19 protein-coding genes and 1 other RNA gene are annotated in these 18,563 nt (G+C 54.1%); 1 reads left to right on the top strand and 19 read right to left on the bottom strand.

Annotated features, from left to right (window positions below; translation table 11 throughout):
* Positions 1-12: 12 nt before the first annotated feature.
* The 7 genes from thiI to QMG93_RS21765 form a co-directional block, all read right to left on the bottom strand.
* Positions 13-1,227, bottom strand: a complete 1,215-nt coding sequence (gene thiI / locus QMG93_RS21795; protein WP_281940176.1) for a tRNA uracil 4-sulfurtransferase ThiI — start codon at positions 1,225-1,227, stop codon at positions 13-15.
* Positions 1,228-1,230: 3 nt separating this feature from the next.
* Positions 1,231-2,397: a cysteine desulfurase family protein gene (locus QMG93_RS21790; protein ID WP_281940174.1), complete on the bottom strand. Its 1,167-nt coding sequence runs from the start codon at positions 2,395-2,397 to the stop codon at positions 1,231-1,233.
* Between the two features lie 101 nt (positions 2,398-2,498).
* Positions 2,499-3,227: a lytic transglycosylase domain-containing protein gene (locus QMG93_RS21785; protein ID WP_281940172.1), complete on the bottom strand. Its 729-nt coding sequence runs from the start codon at positions 3,225-3,227 to the stop codon at positions 2,499-2,501.
* 122 nt (positions 3,228-3,349) lie between these two features.
* Positions 3,350-3,769, bottom strand: a complete 420-nt coding sequence (locus tag QMG93_RS21780) for a hypothetical protein (RefSeq protein ID WP_281940171.1) — start codon at positions 3,767-3,769, stop codon at positions 3,350-3,352.
* Positions 3,770-3,828: 59 nt separating this feature from the next.
* On the bottom strand, positions 3,829-4,038 hold the full coding sequence (locus QMG93_RS21775) for a DUF1540 domain-containing protein (RefSeq protein ID WP_281940169.1): 210 nt from the start codon (positions 4,036-4,038) through the stop codon (positions 3,829-3,831).
* A gap of 48 nt (positions 4,039-4,086) precedes the next feature.
* The gene (locus QMG93_RS21770) at positions 4,087-5,229 is read right to left on the bottom strand and encodes a glycoside hydrolase family 15 protein (RefSeq protein ID WP_281940167.1); all 1,143 of its coding nucleotides are present in this window, start codon (positions 5,227-5,229) and stop codon (positions 4,087-4,089) included.
* A gap of 87 nt (positions 5,230-5,316) precedes the next feature.
* Positions 5,317-5,817 carry a YpuI family protein gene (locus QMG93_RS21765; RefSeq protein WP_010491849.1) on the bottom strand — a complete coding sequence of 167 codons (501 nt, stop codon included), beginning with the start codon at positions 5,815-5,817 and terminating at the stop codon, positions 5,317-5,319.
* Between the two features lie 219 nt (positions 5,818-6,036).
* Between QMG93_RS21765 and QMG93_RS21760 the strand changes: the two genes are divergently transcribed.
* Entirely contained in the window at positions 6,037-7,902 is a 1,866-nt protein-coding gene (locus QMG93_RS21760; protein ID WP_281940163.1) for a S8 family peptidase, read from the top strand.
* Positions 7,903-7,978: 76 nt separating this feature from the next.
* Here the strand turns inward: QMG93_RS21760 and rnpB are convergent.
* The 12 genes from rnpB to QMG93_RS21700 all read right to left on the bottom strand — a co-directional run bounded on the left by rnpB (position 7,979) and on the right by QMG93_RS21700 (position 18,545).
* Positions 7,979-8,398, bottom strand: an RNA gene (gene rnpB, locus QMG93_RS21755) — RNase P RNA component class A.
* A 70-nt stretch (positions 8,399-8,468) separates the two neighbouring features.
* Positions 8,469-9,584, bottom strand: a complete 1,116-nt coding sequence (locus tag QMG93_RS21750) for a Nif3-like dinuclear metal center hexameric protein (protein WP_281940161.1) — start codon at positions 9,582-9,584, stop codon at positions 8,469-8,471.
* Positions 9,560-10,324 (bottom strand): tRNA (adenine(22)-N(1))-methyltransferase, encoded by a 765-nt coding sequence (locus tag QMG93_RS21745; protein WP_281940159.1) that lies wholly within the window; start codon positions 10,322-10,324, stop codon positions 9,560-9,562. The genes QMG93_RS21750 and QMG93_RS21745 overlap by 25 nt, the downstream gene beginning before the upstream one ends.
* A 1-nt stretch (position 10,325) precedes the next feature.
* Positions 10,326-10,883, bottom strand: a complete 558-nt coding sequence (locus tag QMG93_RS21740) for a hypothetical protein (protein ID WP_281940157.1) — start codon at positions 10,881-10,883, stop codon at positions 10,326-10,328.
* Positions 10,884-11,296: 413 nt separating this feature from the next.
* On the bottom strand, positions 11,297-12,415 hold the full coding sequence (gene rpoD, locus QMG93_RS21735; protein WP_063184282.1) for an RNA polymerase sigma factor RpoD: 1,119 nt from the start codon (positions 12,413-12,415) through the stop codon (positions 11,297-11,299).
* Between the two features lie 51 nt (positions 12,416-12,466).
* Positions 12,467-14,302, bottom strand: a complete 1,836-nt coding sequence (gene dnaG, locus QMG93_RS21730; protein WP_281940153.1) for a DNA primase — start codon at positions 14,300-14,302, stop codon at positions 12,467-12,469.
* Between the two features lie 40 nt (positions 14,303-14,342).
* Positions 14,343-14,804 carry a YaiI/YqxD family protein gene (locus QMG93_RS21725; RefSeq protein ID WP_281940151.1) on the bottom strand — a complete coding sequence of 154 codons (462 nt, stop codon included), beginning with the start codon at positions 14,802-14,804 and terminating at the stop codon, positions 14,343-14,345.
* Between the two features lie 100 nt (positions 14,805-14,904).
* Positions 14,905-15,717 (bottom strand): pyruvate, water dikinase regulatory protein, encoded by an 813-nt coding sequence (locus QMG93_RS21720; RefSeq protein WP_281940149.1) that lies wholly within the window; start codon positions 15,715-15,717, stop codon positions 14,905-14,907.
* A gap of 393 nt (positions 15,718-16,110) precedes the next feature.
* Complete coding sequence (gene recO / locus QMG93_RS21715) at positions 16,111-16,857, bottom strand: DNA repair protein RecO (RefSeq protein ID WP_281940147.1); 747 nt, start codon at positions 16,855-16,857, stop codon at positions 16,111-16,113.
* A gap of 52 nt (positions 16,858-16,909) precedes the next feature.
* Positions 16,910-17,053: a YqzL family protein gene (locus QMG93_RS21710; RefSeq protein WP_082420751.1), complete on the bottom strand. Its 144-nt coding sequence runs from the start codon at positions 17,051-17,053 to the stop codon at positions 16,910-16,912.
* 161 nt (positions 17,054-17,214) lie between these two features.
* Positions 17,215-18,129, bottom strand: a complete 915-nt coding sequence (gene era, locus QMG93_RS21705; RefSeq protein ID WP_010491832.1) for a GTPase Era — start codon at positions 18,127-18,129, stop codon at positions 17,215-17,217.
* On the bottom strand, positions 18,129-18,545 hold the full coding sequence (locus tag QMG93_RS21700; protein ID WP_216797376.1) for a cytidine deaminase: 417 nt from the start codon (positions 18,543-18,545) through the stop codon (positions 18,129-18,131). Before QMG93_RS21700 ends, era begins: the two co-directional genes overlap by 1 nt.
* Between the last annotated feature and the right edge of the window lie 18 nt (positions 18,546-18,563).

Raw genomic sequence — 18,563 nt, 5'->3', positions numbered from 1 at the left:
GCATAGGATAAGCTAGAAAAATGAGGAGAATCGATCTTCTTGTTCCGTCCGACGGTCCGTATCTATCCATAGGGTTTCCGTATTACGCACCGCTTCATCCATCTCTTCCTGCAGCCAAGACATTCCCTCTTCGATGCTTTCGACAACCTTCAAGTTCGGGTTGGTGCTCGGACTTGGCGGCAAAAACAACGTGCAGCAATCCTCATACGGTAAAATAGACACTTCGTATGAATCGATCGCCTCCGCGAGGCGGATGATTTCCAGTTTTTCCATACAAACGAGCGGACGGATCAGCGGAAGGTGCACGGCACGGCCGATGGCATTCATGCTGGCCAGCGTTTGACTTGCCACTTGTCCCAAGCTTTCCCCGGTCACGATGGCGCCCGCCCCGTTCGCCTCGGCCAGCTTCTCAGCGATCCGCATCATGGCTCTGCGCAATATCGTGATCAGCAGATTTTCCCGATACGCTTCGTGAATCTTGGTCTGTACGCTCGTGAACGGCACCATGTGCAGCTTGATCGGCCCGGCATATACGGCCAGCTTCCGGACCAGTTCCTTCACTTTCTCTTGCGATCTTTCGCTGGTATAAGGGTAGCTGTGAAAATGGACGGCTTCGACCGCCAAACCTTGGCGCATGGCCAAATATCCGGCTACCGGACTGTCAATGCCCCCGGACAGCATGAGCACCGCTTTACCGTTCGTACCGAGCGGAAACCCGCCTGCGCCCCGGTCTACTTGGCTGTATACGAGCGCTTGGCGTTCGCGTAGCTCGACTTTCAACTCCGCTTCCGGCCGGTGCACGTCCACTTTCAGGTCGGGCATCGCCCTTAATACGAAGCCTCCGACAAGCCGGTTCATTTCCTGCGAATCGTGTGGGAAGCTTTTGTTCACGCGGCGCACGCTGACCTTGAACGTCCGCGGCTGCGACTCCATGGCCCGCATCGCCAAAAGCGCCGTTTCCTGCACACGCTCCAGCTCCAGTTCAGTCGTAAGTACGGGACTAAACGATACAACGCCGAATACCGTCTTGAGCGGTTCGCGCACCGTTTCGTAAGGCGTACCGTTCAAATGCAGCGTGATTCGCCCGAATTCTTTTTCATACTTGATGGCTCCCCAAGGACGTAATACCCGTTTCAGCTGCTGCAAAACCGCTTGCTCGAACCGGTGGCGGTTGCGTCCTTTAAGCGTCAATTCCCCCAAACGGAGGACGACCTGTTGCGGTGTCATAAGTTACCTCCGTTCGTTCTTTCCGGCGATGGCCGGTTTTAACTCTTCTACAAGCTCTTTAAGCACGCGGCAAAAGCGGTCCGCATCGTCCTCGGTCTGCTGAAGCGAGTAGCTGAGCCGGATGCCGCTGACCGCGACCGCCGGGTCCGCCCCCATAGCCGACAGCACGCGGCTGGGCTTCTCCGCTCCCGAAGAGCAGGCCGAACGGGTCGACACATAAATGCCGTGCCGCTCCAAGGCATGCACGAGCACCTCGGACTTCATTCCGGGAAACGAAAAATGGACAATATGCGGCGCCATGTCCTCCGGCCGCTCCGAGCCGTTCAACACAAGCTCCGGAATTTGGCGGATTCCCTCGGTCAAACGGGCACGCAGTCTGGCCGTATGCGCCGCAAAGGCAAGCTGCTCCTGAACGGCCATCCGCACCGCCTTAGCCATCCCCACTACAGCCGGGACATTTTCCGTTCCCGAACGAAGTCCTTCCTCCTGCCCGCCTCCGAACAGCAGCGGCTGCAATTCAACCCCGCGCCGGCAGTATAAGAACCCGATGCCCTTCGGACCGCGAAGCTTATGGGCGGCACAGGACATCAGATCGATGCCGTGCCGCTTCGGGTCGACTGGGAGTTTCCCGATAGCTTGTACGGCATCGACGTGAAACAGGGTCTTGGGGCGGCTGCGCAGCAAGGCGCCGATCGCTTCAATCGGTTGAATCCGGCCCATTTCATTGTTTACATGCATCACGCTGACCAGAATCGTTTCGTTCGTCAATGCTTGCTCAAGGTCTGTCAGCCTAATTTCACCTGTAGCATCCACCGGCAAATAGGTGACTTGAAAGCCCTCTTCTTCCAGTTTACGAAAGGTTTCGTAAACTGATGCATGCTCGATGGACGAAGTGATCAAATGATTGCCCCGGGACCGGTATCGGTAGGCCGCTCCGCGGATAGCCAGATTGTTGCTCTCCGTTCCGCCGGACGTAAACCGGATCTCATTCGGGTCGCAGCGAAGAGCGTTCGCGATCGTTTCCCGCGAACGGCCTACAAGCTGCTCGGCTTCCAAGCCCAGTTTATGCAAGGACGACGGATTGCCGAAGTGCGATTTCATCACTTCGGTCATGACGCCGATGACTTCGTCATACATAGGCGCCGTTGCCGCGTAATCCATATACAGCATTTGTCATTCCCCTTTTTCGCAGTCTCTACTTCGTCCAGGAAGAAAATAAGACCAATAGTCGGCTCCCGCAAACGGAGTGCCTACGATTGGTCTCGCTCATTTCATGCCTCGTAGTGCTCTTTCAACGCCAATACTTTGCGTACGTACTGCTGCGTTTCGGCAGGCAGCAGATGCAGCTTTTCGGCTAAATCCTGATCGTTTCGAATGCCGAGCCGATCCAGCCTTGTAGGTCCTGCATTGTAAGCGGCGAGCGCGGTACCCAAACTGCCGCTGTATTTAGAGAGCAGGTTGGATAAATAACGGGTTCCGCCGTGGATGTTTTGCGCCGGGTCGAACGGATTGTCCACTCCCAGCCCTTGGCCGGTTGCGTCCATCAATTGCATCAAGCCCTTGGCTCCTGCACCGGAAACGGCGTTGGCATTAAACGACGATTCTGCATGGATGACCGCTTTCACTACGCTGGGCTCAACGCCAAACCGGCGGCTAGCTTCCTCAATCAGCGGCTCATAGGCCGACGGCTTCGTATTAACCGAGGCGAACTTCTTCGTGAGCGCGCCTGCGGAAGCGGCGGACACCCCGCTTAGCATGGCCGGTCCCCAAGCTTGTCCCGGGACGAGCCCGGCTCCCGCGGACATGCCAGCCGCACTCTGGGGCGAAGCCGGATCCATGCCGGCCAGCATCCCGTTCAATATGGAGGCAAAGTCCGTATTATCGCTTTGCTCGGTAACGGAATTTCTACCCGAGGTCAGCAAGCTTAGTTGGTTCATTACCTGGAGCTGCAGCAGCTCTTTAATCGTATAGGGATCAATAGCTTTTGTCGATAAGTTCATCGGTTGCGGAAGTCTCCTTATACCGGGATTCTTTTCCCATTGTACACTTTTTTGGGCGGTTCAGCCACTACAAAATTTATAAGAAAAACGGCAGACCGTTTGCCGGCCTGCCGTCTCCCGCCTCAAGCGTATAGAGGAACCAAAATGAAATAACCGGCCAGCGCGATCAAACCGATGACGATCGACCATGTACCCAGCGAACGCTCGCCCAGCATATAAGCAAACAGCCCTAATAGGGCTGACGCCGAGCCGAGCAGCGCCGGATAAAGAAACCACGCCAGAATAGACAGCACGAGCGCCGTGTATCCGAGCCAGCGGTAAGACGTTTCCGCCCCTTCCTCCGCACCGTTTTCCCTTACGGCCACAGGGTGCATAATGCGGGATCTCTTCTCCCGCGAACCACCGCCGGGATAAGTGAGCTCCGCGGCGAATTCCTCACGCGTTTTGCGGCCGGTTTCCCTCCGAAGCTGCTCGTGCTTGAACTTCTGCAGCGACCTGTCATCCCGAACCGAACCGGGATGTCTTCCGAGCTTCCGTTTCATTCGGTCCCCTTCCCTTCCTGAGAGAAATGAACGCTTGACACTTCCGAAAAAACCGGTGCTTATTTCGATTTTTTCGGCTCGAAGGTGTGACAACAGGTGTTCTGCGAGCCGGCGGCCCGGTCTTGATGATCTTCGAACTCGGCTCCGAACTCGGCGTCGTACTTGACGTCCGCATGCTTGTCGATCTCGATCATAATCGTGTTGGCGTTGCAATTGTTTCCCTGCGCCCAATATTCGCAGTTGGCGACGCTGCATTTGACATCTGGCATCGTAATCACCCCTTTTTCAGCTTTCCCGCATCGAAAAGGGGATATACTCTAGGCCTTGGCCCGCAGCTTGTAATATAGCACCATGAACATCGCATGCGACCACAGCAGCGGCGTTGCCGGAGGCCCCCAGCGGCGAACCCAATCGTCATAGGCTTCCTCGCTGCCATCCGGACGCTTCACCTGCTCCGGAAACCTGCCCATTCCGTCCGCCTGCGCTGCGATCCACTCCAGCGAACGCCCGGCTTCCTCCCGGTTCCCTACCCTCAGTTGGACCAATCCGTACCAAGCCGCCAGCAGCAGCCACTCTCCCCCGCCGTAGTAAGTGTCGCTTGCGTAACGGCGGACGCCTCCGGTCTCCGAGCGCAGCTCACTTTTGATCGCTTCGATCGTTTTATGCATAACTGGATGCTGCGGATCGAATACGCGGAACGGCTCCGCCAGCCACAGCAGGCTCGCGTCCACTCCGGCATAGCCCGTTACATAAGCTGTGGAATCCCCTTGAGGGACAGGCGTAATGTTTTTAACAAAATGGCCGTTTTCGGAATGTACGCCATTCTGCAGCAGAAAATCCTTTATTTCCGAGGAAATATGATGCAGCTCCGCATTGCCGTCTAGCCGGGCAACTCCCTCCAGCCCGCCATAAATGCAGGCCAGCGTCGAAGGGTGCACGTGCTCGCCGTACTCTTCCCAGCAATCGAAGTTCGGATACCGCCAAAACGCGCGTAAATAATTGACCGCGGCATCCACGCTAGTCCGGTACGAAGCCGGAATCCGGTCCGATCCGACCGCGCGAAGGTGCTCCGTCAATCCCCAGAGCCAAGCCCCGTAGCCGTCCAGCTGAAAATGCCCCCATTCCGAGCTCGTATCGTCCCGGCCGTCCAGATGATAACGGGTATGTAAAAATTCGTGAAGCGCCACGTGCTCCCCTCTGGCTTGTTTGTCCGTCAAATAGCGGATATGATCTTGCTTGGAAGCGATAATCCGGTTGGCCCAATCATAAAATAAAGCCGCGCTGTCATGCTCTCCCGCCGTATCCATAGCGTATGCGACGAAGCTGCCGTCCCTTAACCAGCCGTAGGCATAGTGCGCAAAAAGCGGACAGGCCACGTATCCCCCTTCCGAATGCTGGTTTAGCCGGATCAGCCGTATGGACGCTTGTACCAGCTCTTCCTCATTCATCTTTGGCCGCATCAGAGAACCCCTTCCTTTAGCTTAATGAAACAAAAAGAGATGCCCGCATCGAAGCATCTCTTCACAATATGTCTCGGATCGGACGAATTATACTTTTTCGCCCTGCATCCGTTTTTGCGTAATATAGTCGGTTTCGTAATAAGCCAAATCTTCGCGGAGCGTTTCAAAAATTTTGGACAGCTCGATCGTCAAGTCGCGCACGTCGCGTACAGGCTTTTTGCGGAAGCGGATGGCATCCTGACCGGTATAAGCATAACGGCCGTCTTCGGAATAGCATTCATTTTTCGGATAAAAAAAGCTGTTCACGCAGCTATGATAAACGTCGTAAAGTACTTTTTCGGCATAATCCACATTAAAATTCGGACGGCGCAGCGCCACACCGAGTTTCTCGTACGCCACCTCGGAGAACACTAACAAATGTCTCGTATCGGTCAAATACCCTTTATAAAATTCTTCCATCGCTTCGTCGTTATCCGTATTCAGCTGCTGCAAAGAATGTCCGTTCAGGAATTGTTCCATTTTGGCGATTGCCTCGCTCAGCTTGGTCCTTGTCGTTTCACAAAGAGTTTTTACATGAAATACTGCCATCGCTTAAAAGACCTCCTCAACTTAAAAAACAGAACGGTATGGGCAAAACGACCTCTCCATTCCATCGTACCACAAAACGCATGTAAAAGTAATATGAAAAACATCCAGACCGCCTTTGTTTCGGACTGCTCCTTTTTGGATAACTTTGCTGCTTTTTAAACGGCCCGTGAAGGGGATTCTAATTGACGTACACAATGTTCCGATCAGGAGGCAAGGCCCATGTGGAAATATGCTTTATCAATCGCTCTTGTTATCGCCGGGGTAGCGATTCTTTTCCCCCGCGGCGATCAGGCCCCCGCACCCGAGAGGGTTACACCTGCCGCCGAGCTGAAAATGAAGCAAACGATGCTGAATCAGGATGTGGCCCGCACGGACGAGCTTTGCCGCAGTCAGTGCAGCCTGGAATTGCATCGGATCGTTCAGGACACGCAGGCGCAGACGGACGGCAAAGCACGGGAAACGCTGCAAGCGACCCAAGCGGCTCATCCGCATATGGAACGTCTGGTGCGCACCAAACGTGACCAAACCTTGGACCAAGGCATCGCGGCAGGTACGCTGAACGAGGCGGTGGCAAAAGCTTCGCAGCCATACATGGAAGAAGCGAAGCGGCAGGTTGACAACGGAAAGACGTATCAATCTCCGCCGTTTCAAGCGGACGGCAGCACGTATTTCGTTCTCGGCGTTCCGGGGGCGGATGGCGCATCCGGAATCGTCGGCGCCGTACGCCAGCAAATTCTCGCTCAGGTGGCCGATCACCAAAAGAAAAATTTACGAATTGAGCCGTACCCTGCGCAAGGCCGCTACAAGATCGAATCGGTCGATTCGAAATCGCTTCAGAACGTGCAGGTTCGCCATCCCGAAGATAACCAGGGAACGAGCCATTATCACACGAATCAAGTCGTCGTCAAATTCAAGCAGCCGCCATCCGATAACGACCTTGCCCGCATCCGGCAAGAAATTGGCGGAGGCCATGTCCACAAGCTCGGCTATACCTACGTCTTCGAATCGCCGGGCATGGAAGCCAAGCAGCTCATGGGCTATTTCGGAAAATGGGACGTCGATTACGCCGAGCCGCATTTTCTTTATTTGACGAACGACATTGCGCCTGTTCCACACCCGAATTCGGCAGCGGTAATTACGCCTAACGATTCGCTGTACCGGCGGTACCAATGGAATTTGCCGCAGATCGAAACGGAGGCCGGCTGGAACGTCTCCAAAGGCTCGACGGACGTCATCGTCGGGGTCGTCGATACCGGGGTCGATGGGAACCATGCGGACTTGAAAGGCCATTTGATGGCCGGCTACAATGCCATTCAGCCCGGGGCCAGACCGGCCGACGATGTCGGACACGGCACACATGTGGCCGGAGTCATCGGGGCCGTCGTGAACAACAACTTGGGCGTCGCCGGCATGAGCTGGTATAACCGCGTCTTGCCGGTCAAAGTGCTGGATTCCAGCGGCGCGGGCAGCACCTATGCCGTTGCGCGGGGCATTATTTGGGCAACGGATAACGGGGCCAAGGTCATTAACATGAGCCTCGGCAACTATGCGGACGCCCAGTTCCTGCACGACGCCATCAAGTACGCCTACGACCGCGACGTCGTCCTGATTGCCGCTAGCGGCAACGATAACACGGAACGCCCCGGTTATCCGGCCGCCTATCCGGAAGTGCTCGGCGTGGCCGCGGTGGACGCGAGAAAGCAGAAGGCGGCATTCTCCAACTACGGCGACTATGTGGGCGTAGCCGCCCCGGGCGTCAACATCGCCAGCACGTATCCGAACAACCAGTATGCGGCACTGTCCGGGACTTCGATGGCCAGTCCGCACGTTACCGCGCTGGCGGCGCTCATCCGTTCGGTCAATCCGAAGCTGAAAAATACGGAAGTGGTACGGATCATCAAAGAAACGGCGATGGATCTAGGGCCGGCCGGGAAAGACAAATATTTCGGTTACGGCCTGATCGACGTGGTCGCTGCGCTCAAGGCAGCGGATCCCAGGGCTTCCGGCCAAGCGGCCGCCGCCCCAGCGGAGACGGCTCCGAAGCAGCCGGGATGGCCGGACTGGATGCAGCGTTGGTTTAGATGATAATAAAGGATGAAAACAGCAAAAAACCGCCTCCTGAGGCGGTTTTTTGCATGAAGATCTATTGCGTAAGCGGCTGAAAGAAAGTTTGCCGTAAGCCGGGTTCTGTGCTTCCGGTGGTCGTAGCGGGTGCCACCCTGCCACCATTGAAGCGACAATCATCTATCTAGGCCGTCCATTGCTGAACGGCTCAAGCGACCAACCCGAACGCGTCTCGGGCAAAGACTGTCCCTTGCGGGACATGCGTTCCTCTAGGTCTTGCTCCAAATGGGGTTTACCAGGAACTATGTCACCATAGCTCCTCGTGGTCTCTTACACCACGGTTCCACCCTTACCTGTGCCGGCGGCGATCAAAGATCGCATGCACGGCCATCGGCGGTCCGTTTCTGTGGCACTAGCCTTCAGCTCGCGCTGACTGGACGTTATCCAGCATCCTGCCCTATGGAGCCCGGACTTTCCTCTCGTGGCGAACGCCACCAGCGATTGTCTGTCAAACTTTCCTTTGCAATAGATGCATCTGCTAGTATACAAGGAATCGGAGCAAAACTCAACTGCCGGATTCCGGCAAATTACACGAACCGGAACGGTTCCGTATCGATTTGCGAAGCGATGACCACCGTATCCCACTTTCGCTCCTCCAGCTTACGCCGCAAGTGGTCGGCGACACCGCGCTTCATGATTTTCTCCACATTGTGTCCCGGATCGATCAGCGCGATACCGGCGGCCAAGGCGTCATGCGCCGTATGATAATCGATATCGCCGGTGATCAGCACATCCGCCCCTGCGAATTGCGCATGCTTCACGTAGCGGCTGCCTGATCCCCCAAGCACGGCCGCTTTGCGCACGGTCCGCGAGAGATCGCCGACGACGCGCAGCATCGGCACGTCGAATACCTGCTTGACCTGCTCGCACAGCTCCTGCAGCGTTACCGGCTTCGGAAGCTTACCGGCGCGGCCGAGCCCGAATGTTCGCGTCTTCAAATCGAGCGAATATAGATCGTAAGCGACTTCTTCATACGGGTGCGCCTTCAGCATCGCCTGCACGACTCTGCGTTCCACGCTCTGAGGGACGATCGTTTCGACGCGTATTTCCTGCGCCGTCTCCAGCTTCCCGGGCTGGCCGATAAACGGATTCGTACCATCTTCCGGCTTGAACGTTCCGAGGCCTTCGATATTGAAGCTGCAGTGGCTGTAGCGGCCAATGCCGCCCGCTCCCGCTTCGAACATCGCCTGGCGTACCGCGTCAGCGTGCGTCGTCGGAACGAAGACGACGAGCTTTTTCAGCTTATCGGTATGTACTTCGTCAAGCGGCTGCGTATCGGTCAGGCCGATCGCTTCCGCCATCATGTCGTTGATTCCTCCGTCGGCCACATCCAGATTCGTATGAGCGATATAGACGGCGATGTCGTGCTTGATCAGCCGTTCGTAAAGCCGGCCTGCCGGCGTATCCGTCTGAATGTGAGGCAGCGGACGGAAAATGACTGCGTGATGTGCAATAATCAGATCGGCTTGCTCGCGAATCGCCTCGTCTACCACTTCTTCCGTCACGTCAAGGGCAACAAGCACCTTGCGGATTTCCTTCTGCAGCGTGCCGATTTGCAGCCCGATTTTATCGTTCTCCACGGCGTACGATTTGGGCGCGAGCTCTTCCATCAATTGAATTACGGCTTGGCCTTTGGCGTACATGCAGCTAAAACCTCCTCGATTCGTTTCATCTCGGCGCGGAATTCCGCTTCCTTGCTGCGGGATGCTTCCGTTTCAGAGCCTGCCAGATTATCACATATTTTAAGCAACTTATCCAATTCATAAGTCCATTTCTTCGCCCAGACGGCCGAAGCCTCCCGCACCAAATACGGCCCCATGCTCAGCAGAACCGCACGATCTGCGGTCATTCCGTTCGCCAGGGTCAACGGTTCATACAGCGATTTCGGATCTGCCCCGGACTCCGCTCCGGGAACCGCGATCAAAATTTCATAGATTTTTCCGTCTTCCTCCAAAATGTGCTCTCCGGTCAAAAACCAGCCGTTGCCGAGGAGCCATTCCCGAACCGCCGCCTCACCGACATTCGGCTGAAGCACCAAGCGGCGCACGCCTTCCAGCTTCGCTTTTCCCGCTTCCAGAATCGAAGCGATCAGTACTCCGCCCATTCCCGCAATCGTGATGACATCCGCCTCGCCCGGCGCGATGACGGCCAGACCGTCGCCCAGCCGGACGTCAATGACCTTCTCTAGCCCCGATGCGCGCACCTGCTTCACGGCTGCGTCGTACGGACCGGGATTTACCTCGCCCGCAATCCCTCGTACAATCGTACCTTGCTTTGCCAAATAAGAGGGGAGCAGCGCATGGTCCGAGCCGATGTCCGCCAGACGGCTGCCCGCAGGAACCTCCTGTGCAATTTTACCCAATCGTTTTGATAATCGTATCATCTCAGACAACCCATTCTGTCCATTTTTTTCTCCATACAAACAGCAAGGAAGCCTCTGTCACAATCTTGACCAACAGCATCCATTGCAGTGTTATTTCCCCGTACTGCTCGGCATACAGCATACCATACAATTCAGGCATATACCAAACAATCAAGCTGAGCAAAAAGAAGACGAGTCCCATATGGCGGCTCTTCTCGTGAACCATCCATCCCATCCAGCAGAATAGTATGCTGAGCGGCACCCAGCTCAGCTCCAGCGTAACCCAACTGATCGAATCAAGCTGATAATGAAGCAGCCAGCCGTAGCAAAATACAAGGCTTACCCATCCGCCAAGATGGAACGGCACATGCCTTGCGAGCAGGCCCGTGACAATCCACACCAAGCTGCATAGAAACACGTAGGTAACGACGAAAACGGACGATTGCATCCCGTGGAGCTTCATCAGATAAACGCCGATAAAGAGCAAAAACAACGAAGCCATACCGATCAAAATTTGCGAGCCCATCGGGTCCTTTTCCCGCTTGTACCCTCCATAGCCGTAACAGCATGCAAGAAACAAAAGCGAGACCCCTATTTGCATTGGTAATTGAAAAGCGTTAAAATGAAGAACAGTAAAAGAAAAGGCGCATGCAACAACCAAAACAAGAACCCATATTTTCCAATTGCTGTCGCTTATTTTAGACGCCGTAATTCCAAATAGTCCACCAGAGCTTCCCGGTTTTTCTTGATTGTCTTCCAAGTAAATATTTAGCAAAAAGTCGCAGTACTGCTCAGGCAGCAGCTTGCTTCGCCGCCAATTCTCAATTTCGCGGATAATCGTTTTCTTTTTATCATCCATAGCTTATAGGATCCTCCGAAGCCCGTCGTCGCTTAATACATAGGAAACATGATACATAATTCATTCATCGGCTTGGAGCCCGCAAAAAATTAGACCTTCCCGCAGGCGGCGGAAAGGTCGTAGTGACAGACTAATTATTCAAGAAAATCTTTCAACCGCTTGCTGCGGCTCGGATGACGAAGCTTGCGCAGCGCCTTGGCTTCGATCTGGCGAATCCGTTCCCGGGTAACCCCGAATACTTTACCGACTTCCTCCAGTGTCCGCGTCCGGCCGTCATCGAGTCCGAAGCGCAGCCGAAGCACGTTCTCCTCGCGCTCAGTCAACGTATCGAGGACATCCTCCAGCTGCTCCTTGAGCAGTTCGTAAGCGGCAGCATCCGCCGGAGCCAGCGCTTCCTGATCTTCGATAAAATCTCCGAGGTGCGAATCGTCTTCCTCGCCGATCGGCGTTTCGAGCGATACGGGTTCTTGCGCGATTTTCATAATCTCACGCACTTTGTCCGTACTTAGATCCATTTCCTTCGCAATTTCCTCCGGCGTAGGTTCGCGCCCCAGCTCCTGCAGCAGTTGACGGGATACCCGGATCAGCTTGTTGATCGTCTCCACCATATGTACCGGAATCCGGATCGTACGCGCTTGGTCGGCAATCGCGCGCGTAATGGCTTGACGAATCCACCACGTGGCATACGTACTGAATTTGAAGCCTTTGATATGGTCGAACTTCTCAACCGCCTTGATCAAGCCCATATTGCCTTCCTGGATCAGGTCGAGGAACAGCATCCCCCGGCCGACATACCGCTTGGCAATACTGACGACCAGACGCAGGTTCGCTTCCGCCAAACGGCGTTTCGCCTCTTCATCGCCCTGTTCGATCCGTTTCGCCAGATCGATCTCGTCCTCTGCGGAAAGCAGCGGAACCCGGCCGATCTCCTTCAAATACATCCGTACCGGATCATTGATCTTAATGCCAGGCGGCAAGGACAAATCGTCGTCAAAATGGAACTCGTCGTGCTCATGCTCCATCGGAGTCAGTTCGTTGTCATCGTCCGATTCGTTCCCGACATCGATCCCCATCTCTTGAATTTGCTCAAAAAATTCATCGATTTGCTCCGGGTCCTGATCGAACGGCGCGAGCTTCTCCATAATTTCTTTGTACGTAATTGCCGAACGTTTCTTGCCTTGTTCGATCAACTGTTCTTTTACTTGTTCGAGCGTCAACTCTGTCTCTAGTTCCGTACGTTGATCGTTCGCCATAATCCAACTCCCTCCTCCCTGGAATACACCCCGGCACCGTCTCGAGACGAATCAGGATGATTTCAACTGCTTTTCCAAGGATATAATCTCACTGCCTAGTTGCAGGGCTTTGGGAATATCACCCAAACGTTCTGCTTCCTTGATTTCTTCTCTTTTTCGTTCCAATGTCTGCAAGAGCGGGAACTTTTTGATTTGCCGGATGTAATCGTCGATTACGGCATCGTTGATACCGCTACGATTGTCTATTAAGGTTAAGGAGCTAGCCAAGCTCTCAAGCTTGTCATCCTGCAGCATGCCGATGAACGTGCTGGCGTTGGGCTCGAATCCTTGTGCGTAGTAAGCGTACAAGTAAGCGGCGAGCGCCGCATGAGCTTCCATATTGAAACCGTCTCCCAGCTGACGCTCGACATAACCGGATATGTCCCGGTCCAGCATCATGACGGCAAGCAGTTGACGCTCTGCATTCTGATAGGCAGGGACCATCGAAGGGGGTTGCGCGCGAAGCCTTCCGTCATTCATAACATTATTCCACGAATTGTCTTTATTATCCCCGGAACGGTCCTTTTTTTCGGCTTGTAGCCTGATCTCGTTCAGATTTTGCATCGCGGATTCAAACGTTAGGTGAAATTCGGAACTAAGCTCTCTCACATAATGCTCTCTCTCAATGGGTGAAGTCAGTCCTGCGATCAAGCGGAGCGCTTGTTGAATGTAGCGAAGCTTTTCTCCATCCTCCTGCAGTTTATAATTTTTACGATAATAAAAAAGTTTATATTTGATCGACGGTACGGCGGTTTCGATAACCTCTCGTACGAATCGTTCAGAACCGTGAGCGGAAATATATTCGTCCGGGTCCAACCCGTTCGGCAGCATGGCAATTCTTACATTACACCCTGCATTTTCCAGCAACGGGATGCTCTTATAGGCTGCGGATTGTCCGGCATTGTCCCCGTCGTAAGCGACGACCACCCGTTCCGCAAGACGCCTGATCGCTTCCGCATGCTCCGGTGTCAGCGCCGTTCCCATGGTCGCCACGCCGTTATGCACTCCAGCCTCCCAAGCGCGAATGACATCCATATAGCCCTCGAACAAAACGAGTTCCTGGCTTTTCCGGATTTGGGGCCTGGCAGCATTTAGATTGTACAGCGTACGGCTCTTATGGAAAAGCATCGATTCCGGACTGTTCAAATATTTGGGCTGTACGTCGCCCATCGCTCTTCCTCCGAAGGCGATGATATGCCCTTTCCAATCGCGAATCGGAAACATGACGCGGTCTCGAAATTTGTCGACATACCCGCTTCCGTCCTGCTTCGCCGAGATCAGCCCTCCTTGCTCCACCAGGGGCAGCGGAAACTGCTTCTTATCCAGCAGATTCGTCAGCGTATCCCAGCGCGATGGCGCGTAGCCGATGCCGAACGTTTCGATCAGCTTATCGGTCATTCCCCGGGCGTGCAAATACTGCTTCGCCTCTTTGCCCTGCTCGGTGTTGTGCAGAAGATATTCGTACAACTTGCCGGCAAGCTCATGAGCTTCGATCAGTTTCGCCCGGTCCGCGTGCTCCTTCGTTTCGGCTTGGCCTTGCTGCGGCCCGAGTCCGATGTCGAGCTTCGCTTCATCGGCTAATTTTCGGAGTGCCTGGCCGAATGACAGCCCTTCGACTTCCGAAACGAACCGAATGGCGTTCCCGCCTGCTCCGCAGCCGAAGCAGTGATAAATCTGCTTTTCGGGCGTGACGGTAAAGGAAGGTGTCTTCTCTGAATGAAAAGGACAAAGACCTTTAAGGTAATGTCCCTGCTTCGTCAAATGAACGTGTCTTCCGACGACTTCGACAATATCGTGGGCTTTCAAGACCGCGTCGATGACTTGCTCGGGAATGCGTCCGTTACTCATCCTATCCACCTTCATTCAAATTAACACGTATAGGTATTCGCTACTTTGCCCGATTCTCCTGCAAGCCCGACAAAACTTTTGTCAAAGTTTGTAGAAAGGCTTGGCGGTCCTCGTCGGTGAACGCTTTGGGCCCTTTCGTATGCTTGCCTCCGCGGCGCTGTTTCGCCTGCTCGTGCCTTCGTTCCAGCAAAAAATCGATCGTCTGTTCATTGTACGTTTGGCCGCGATTCGACAGCGCCAGCGCTTTTTTGCCAAGCGCCAAAGCGGCCAGCCCGAAATCCTGCGTAACCAGCACATCTCCGGGCGCGATACAATTGACGATATACAGATCTACCGACTGATCCGACCGGTCCACTTGAACGATATCGACGCCGTCCATCGGCTGCAGCCGATGATCGAACGAGGCGACCATCAGCACCGGGAATCCGAAACGTAAGGCCGTTTGCGCGATTTCCGTCTTCACCGGGCATGCGTCGGCATCCACTACAATTTTATACGTCATAGTTCCCCGCCGACTGTAAATTTCAAGACTGAAGCATTACCGTAATATTATATACGATGAAAGGATAAAAAATCCTGCTTCCTTTCCTCAAAATAGACCGCTACCGCGAACGGTACATATCGATGATGATGCTGGCCGTTTCTTCGACCGCCTTGTTCGAAACGTCGATCACCGTGCAGCCGATTTTTTGCATAATCTTATCCGCATACTCCAATTCCGCGTGAATCCGCTCAGTGTTTGCGTAGGTGGCATTCCCCGGCAAACCCAGCGTTTTAAGCCGTTCGGTGCGGATGACATTCAGCTTGATCGGGTCGATCCGCAGACCGACAACCTTCTTCCCGGACACCGTAAACAACTGCTCGGGAGGCTGAATTTCCGGGACAAGCGGCACGTTGGCCACCTTGAATTTCTTGTGTGCAAGGTACATGGACAGCGGGGTCTTCGAGGTGCGGGATACTCCGACAAGCACGATGTCCGCCTGCAAAATCCCGTTAAAATCCCGGCCGTCGTCATACTTGACGGCAAACTCGACAGCTTCCACTTTTTTGAAATAATCCTCGTCCAGCTTATGGATCATGCCCGGCTGATGCCTTGCCTCCTGATCCAGCGTTTGCTCCAGCGTCCGTATGATCGGACCGAGCAGATCGATGTAAGGAATTCTGTAGCGCTCCGCCTGTTCGATCAAATAATCCCGCAGCTCGGGAATGACAAGCGTAAAAACGATCGCGCCGCTGCGCTCAATCACCGTCCGGATCATCCGGTCGATATCCGACGTATCGATCAGGAAAGGCACCCGGCGAATATCCACCTGCTGAGGATGAAACTGCACGGCCGCCGCCCGAACTACCGCTTCTCCCGTCTCTCCCGCCGAATCCGATGCTACAAACACTACCGGCTTAACCGCCCGTTCCATGCGAACCCGCCTTTCTCCTGACTTTTTTACAGAGATGAGCTGTGCTGCTGTTCCCTGGTTTCAGTGCAATCTGCGCACAAATTTCGCAGCTTCGTGTAAATTTGCGACCGTACGCGGTCCCTCGGCGCATCAGATTTTGGCCGAAGTCCCTCTTGTCAGGCTGCAACAAAGGCCGATCATTAGGAATGGATCGGCCTGTCTATTACTACTACGTTGCAGTGGCAAAAAATGTTTCAAGACTTCGGTTAATCCTGCCCCGGAAAAAGAGCTTCTCTTTCCGGACAGCAAAAAACCCCGCTGACAAAGTCATGGCTTAGACTTCGTAACAAGAGGTTTTCTAATGGATGTATCATATTATAATAGCAAACGGGCAAAAACATGTCAATTATTTAGCTAAACTCCGTATTTGTCCATTTGATCCAAAAAATCTCGCGATTTCAGCTTCAGTCCGACATGTGTATCAAAGTAGGCCCGTAAAATCGTCTTAAGCAGCTGTTTCGTCTGCGGCTTCACGTCGATTTGACCGAGCCGGCGCACGTCCATTTGAATGAACAACCGAAGGAGCTTATAAACCCCGGGCGTCAACGGAATAGCCTGCGGGTCCCGCAGCTTGCAGCGCTCGCACAGCATTCCGCCCATGCCGACGCTTATAGCGAACGGTTCCGCATTCTCGCGGCAAACGACGCATTGCTCTAGCTCAGGAGTATATCCGGCCAGGACGAACATTTTCATTTCGTACAGATGATCGATAATTTGCAGATCCTTGTCGTCCTGGATTGCCTGCAAGCTGGCTTTCAGCTGATCGTATAAAAAAGGCTGCCCCTCTTGATCTCCCAACATCCGGTCGGTCAGCTCCGACAGATAGGAAGCATGGGCAGCCTTGTGCAGATCTTCCCTTATTTTATGAAAAGGCTCGATAATTTCCGCATGATTGAGCGTGCCGAGCTGCCCGGATTTGAAAAACAAGTAGTCGCCGCAAGTAAACAACTGGGCGGACGACCCGTAACGGCTCTTCACTTTTTTGGCTCCCCGGGCCACGACGCTCAGCTTTCCGTGCTCCCGGGTAAACAGCGTAATAATTTTGTTGCCTTCCCCATAGTCCATACTTCGGATGACAATCCCTTGAACTCTGTACTGCACCTTACAGCCTCTCCCTGCGTTACCGCACCGGTAACCTGATATTGGGCGAAACTTACTGTACCCAATCGGAAGCGTCCAAGGCGTCCTCTTCTTCCGGCTCCGCCTCGTCGCCGTCCCGGGTATTCACTTCTTTGTATAGCAGGTAAGCATCCACATCTCCGGTCATTGAAAAGTACTTCCACGAAAAGTCTCTCATGGTACATCCTCCCCTTGATGACATGACTACAACCTGTTTCTAGGATTAGGATGGATCGATCCGATGCGAAGTATGCTCTGCAAAAACTGCCATGTATTCTTTGCCTAGTTATGATGGATTAAACGCGGCGGAGCCCGATTGAAACAGCTCCGAACGCCGGTCTACTCATGCCGGAAGCCGAGATCCCGCAGGACCCGGTCCTGATTGCGCCAGTCCTTCTTCACTTTGACCCACAGCTCCAAGAACGTCTTCGAGCCGAGAAGCGCTTCGATATCGGCCCGCGCTTTTTGTCCGACTTCTTTCAACAGCGCGCCCTTCTTGCCGATGATGATGCCTTTCTGCGAGTCGCGTTCAACGTAAATAACAGCCGAAATATGAACGACGCCGTTGGCCTCCACGCGCATGTCTTCGATGGACACCGCGATTGAGTGAGGAATTTCTTCCCGGGTCAGATGCAGGATTTTCTCCCGGATCAGCTCCGCGCACACAAATTGCTCCGGATGGTCCGTCACTTGATCCGCCGGGTAATACTGCGGTCCTTCCGGCAAAAATTTGATGACCTGCTCCAAAAGCGTATTGACGTTATTGCCGTGCATCGCCGAGATCGGCACAATTTCGGCAAACGGGTACAAATCCTTGTAGGTCGTAATGACCGACAGGAGCGCTTCCGGGTGAATCTGGTCAATTTTGTTCATCACCAGAATGACCGGCGTTTTCACCTTTTTCAGCGTCTCGATAATGTACCGGTCCCCGCCGCCCAAGCCTTCGACCACATCGATCAAAAACAGAATCGCGTCGACTTCGCTAAGCGCGCCTTCTGCGGCCTTTATCATATAGTCGCCGAGCTTCGATGACGGTTTATGAATGCCGGGCGTATCCAGAAAGACGATCTGCGCCTGGTCGGTCGTATAGACGCCGTGAATTTTGTTCCGGGTCGTCTGCGGCTTATCGGACATGATGGCAATCTTTTGGCCGATCACCTGGTTCATGAGCGTCGATTTGCCGACGTTCGGCCGTCCGATAATTGCCACGAAGCCGGATTTGAATTTAGAGTCAGCCTTGCTGTTCGAAGACATTAATCAATCGTTCCTCCGTCCAAATCTAAAGATGTGAATGCGCCGGGAAGCAGCTCGGCTACGGTCGTCTCGCTGATATCCCCTTTCAGATTAGCCAGATATACCGGCATATCCGGAGGACACAGCTCGACCAGCACCTGCCGGCATACGCCGCAAGGCGAAATCGGCTGAAGCGTATCCCCGATAATTGCCATGGCCCGGAACGACTTCGCCTGTTCCCCGTCCGCGATCGCGCGGAACAACGCCGTGCGTTCGGCGCAGTTCGTCGGCCCGTAGGCAGCGTTTTCTACATTGCAGCCCAAATGAACCCGCCCTTTGGAATCCAACAAAGCGCTGCCGACTTTAAAATGGGAATAAGGTGTATATGCTTGCTCTCTCGCCGTTCTGGCCAATGCGATCAATTCCGTTTTTTCCAAGAGAAGCGCCCCTTTCAC

This window comes from Paenibacillus tyrphae, assembly GCF_027925525.1.
GTDB lineage: Bacteria > Bacillota > Bacilli > Paenibacillales > NBRC-103111 > Paenibacillus_G > Paenibacillus_G tyrfis_B.
Note: the sequence above shows the minus strand (reverse complement) of the source record. Positions and strands in the feature narration are given on the sequence as shown.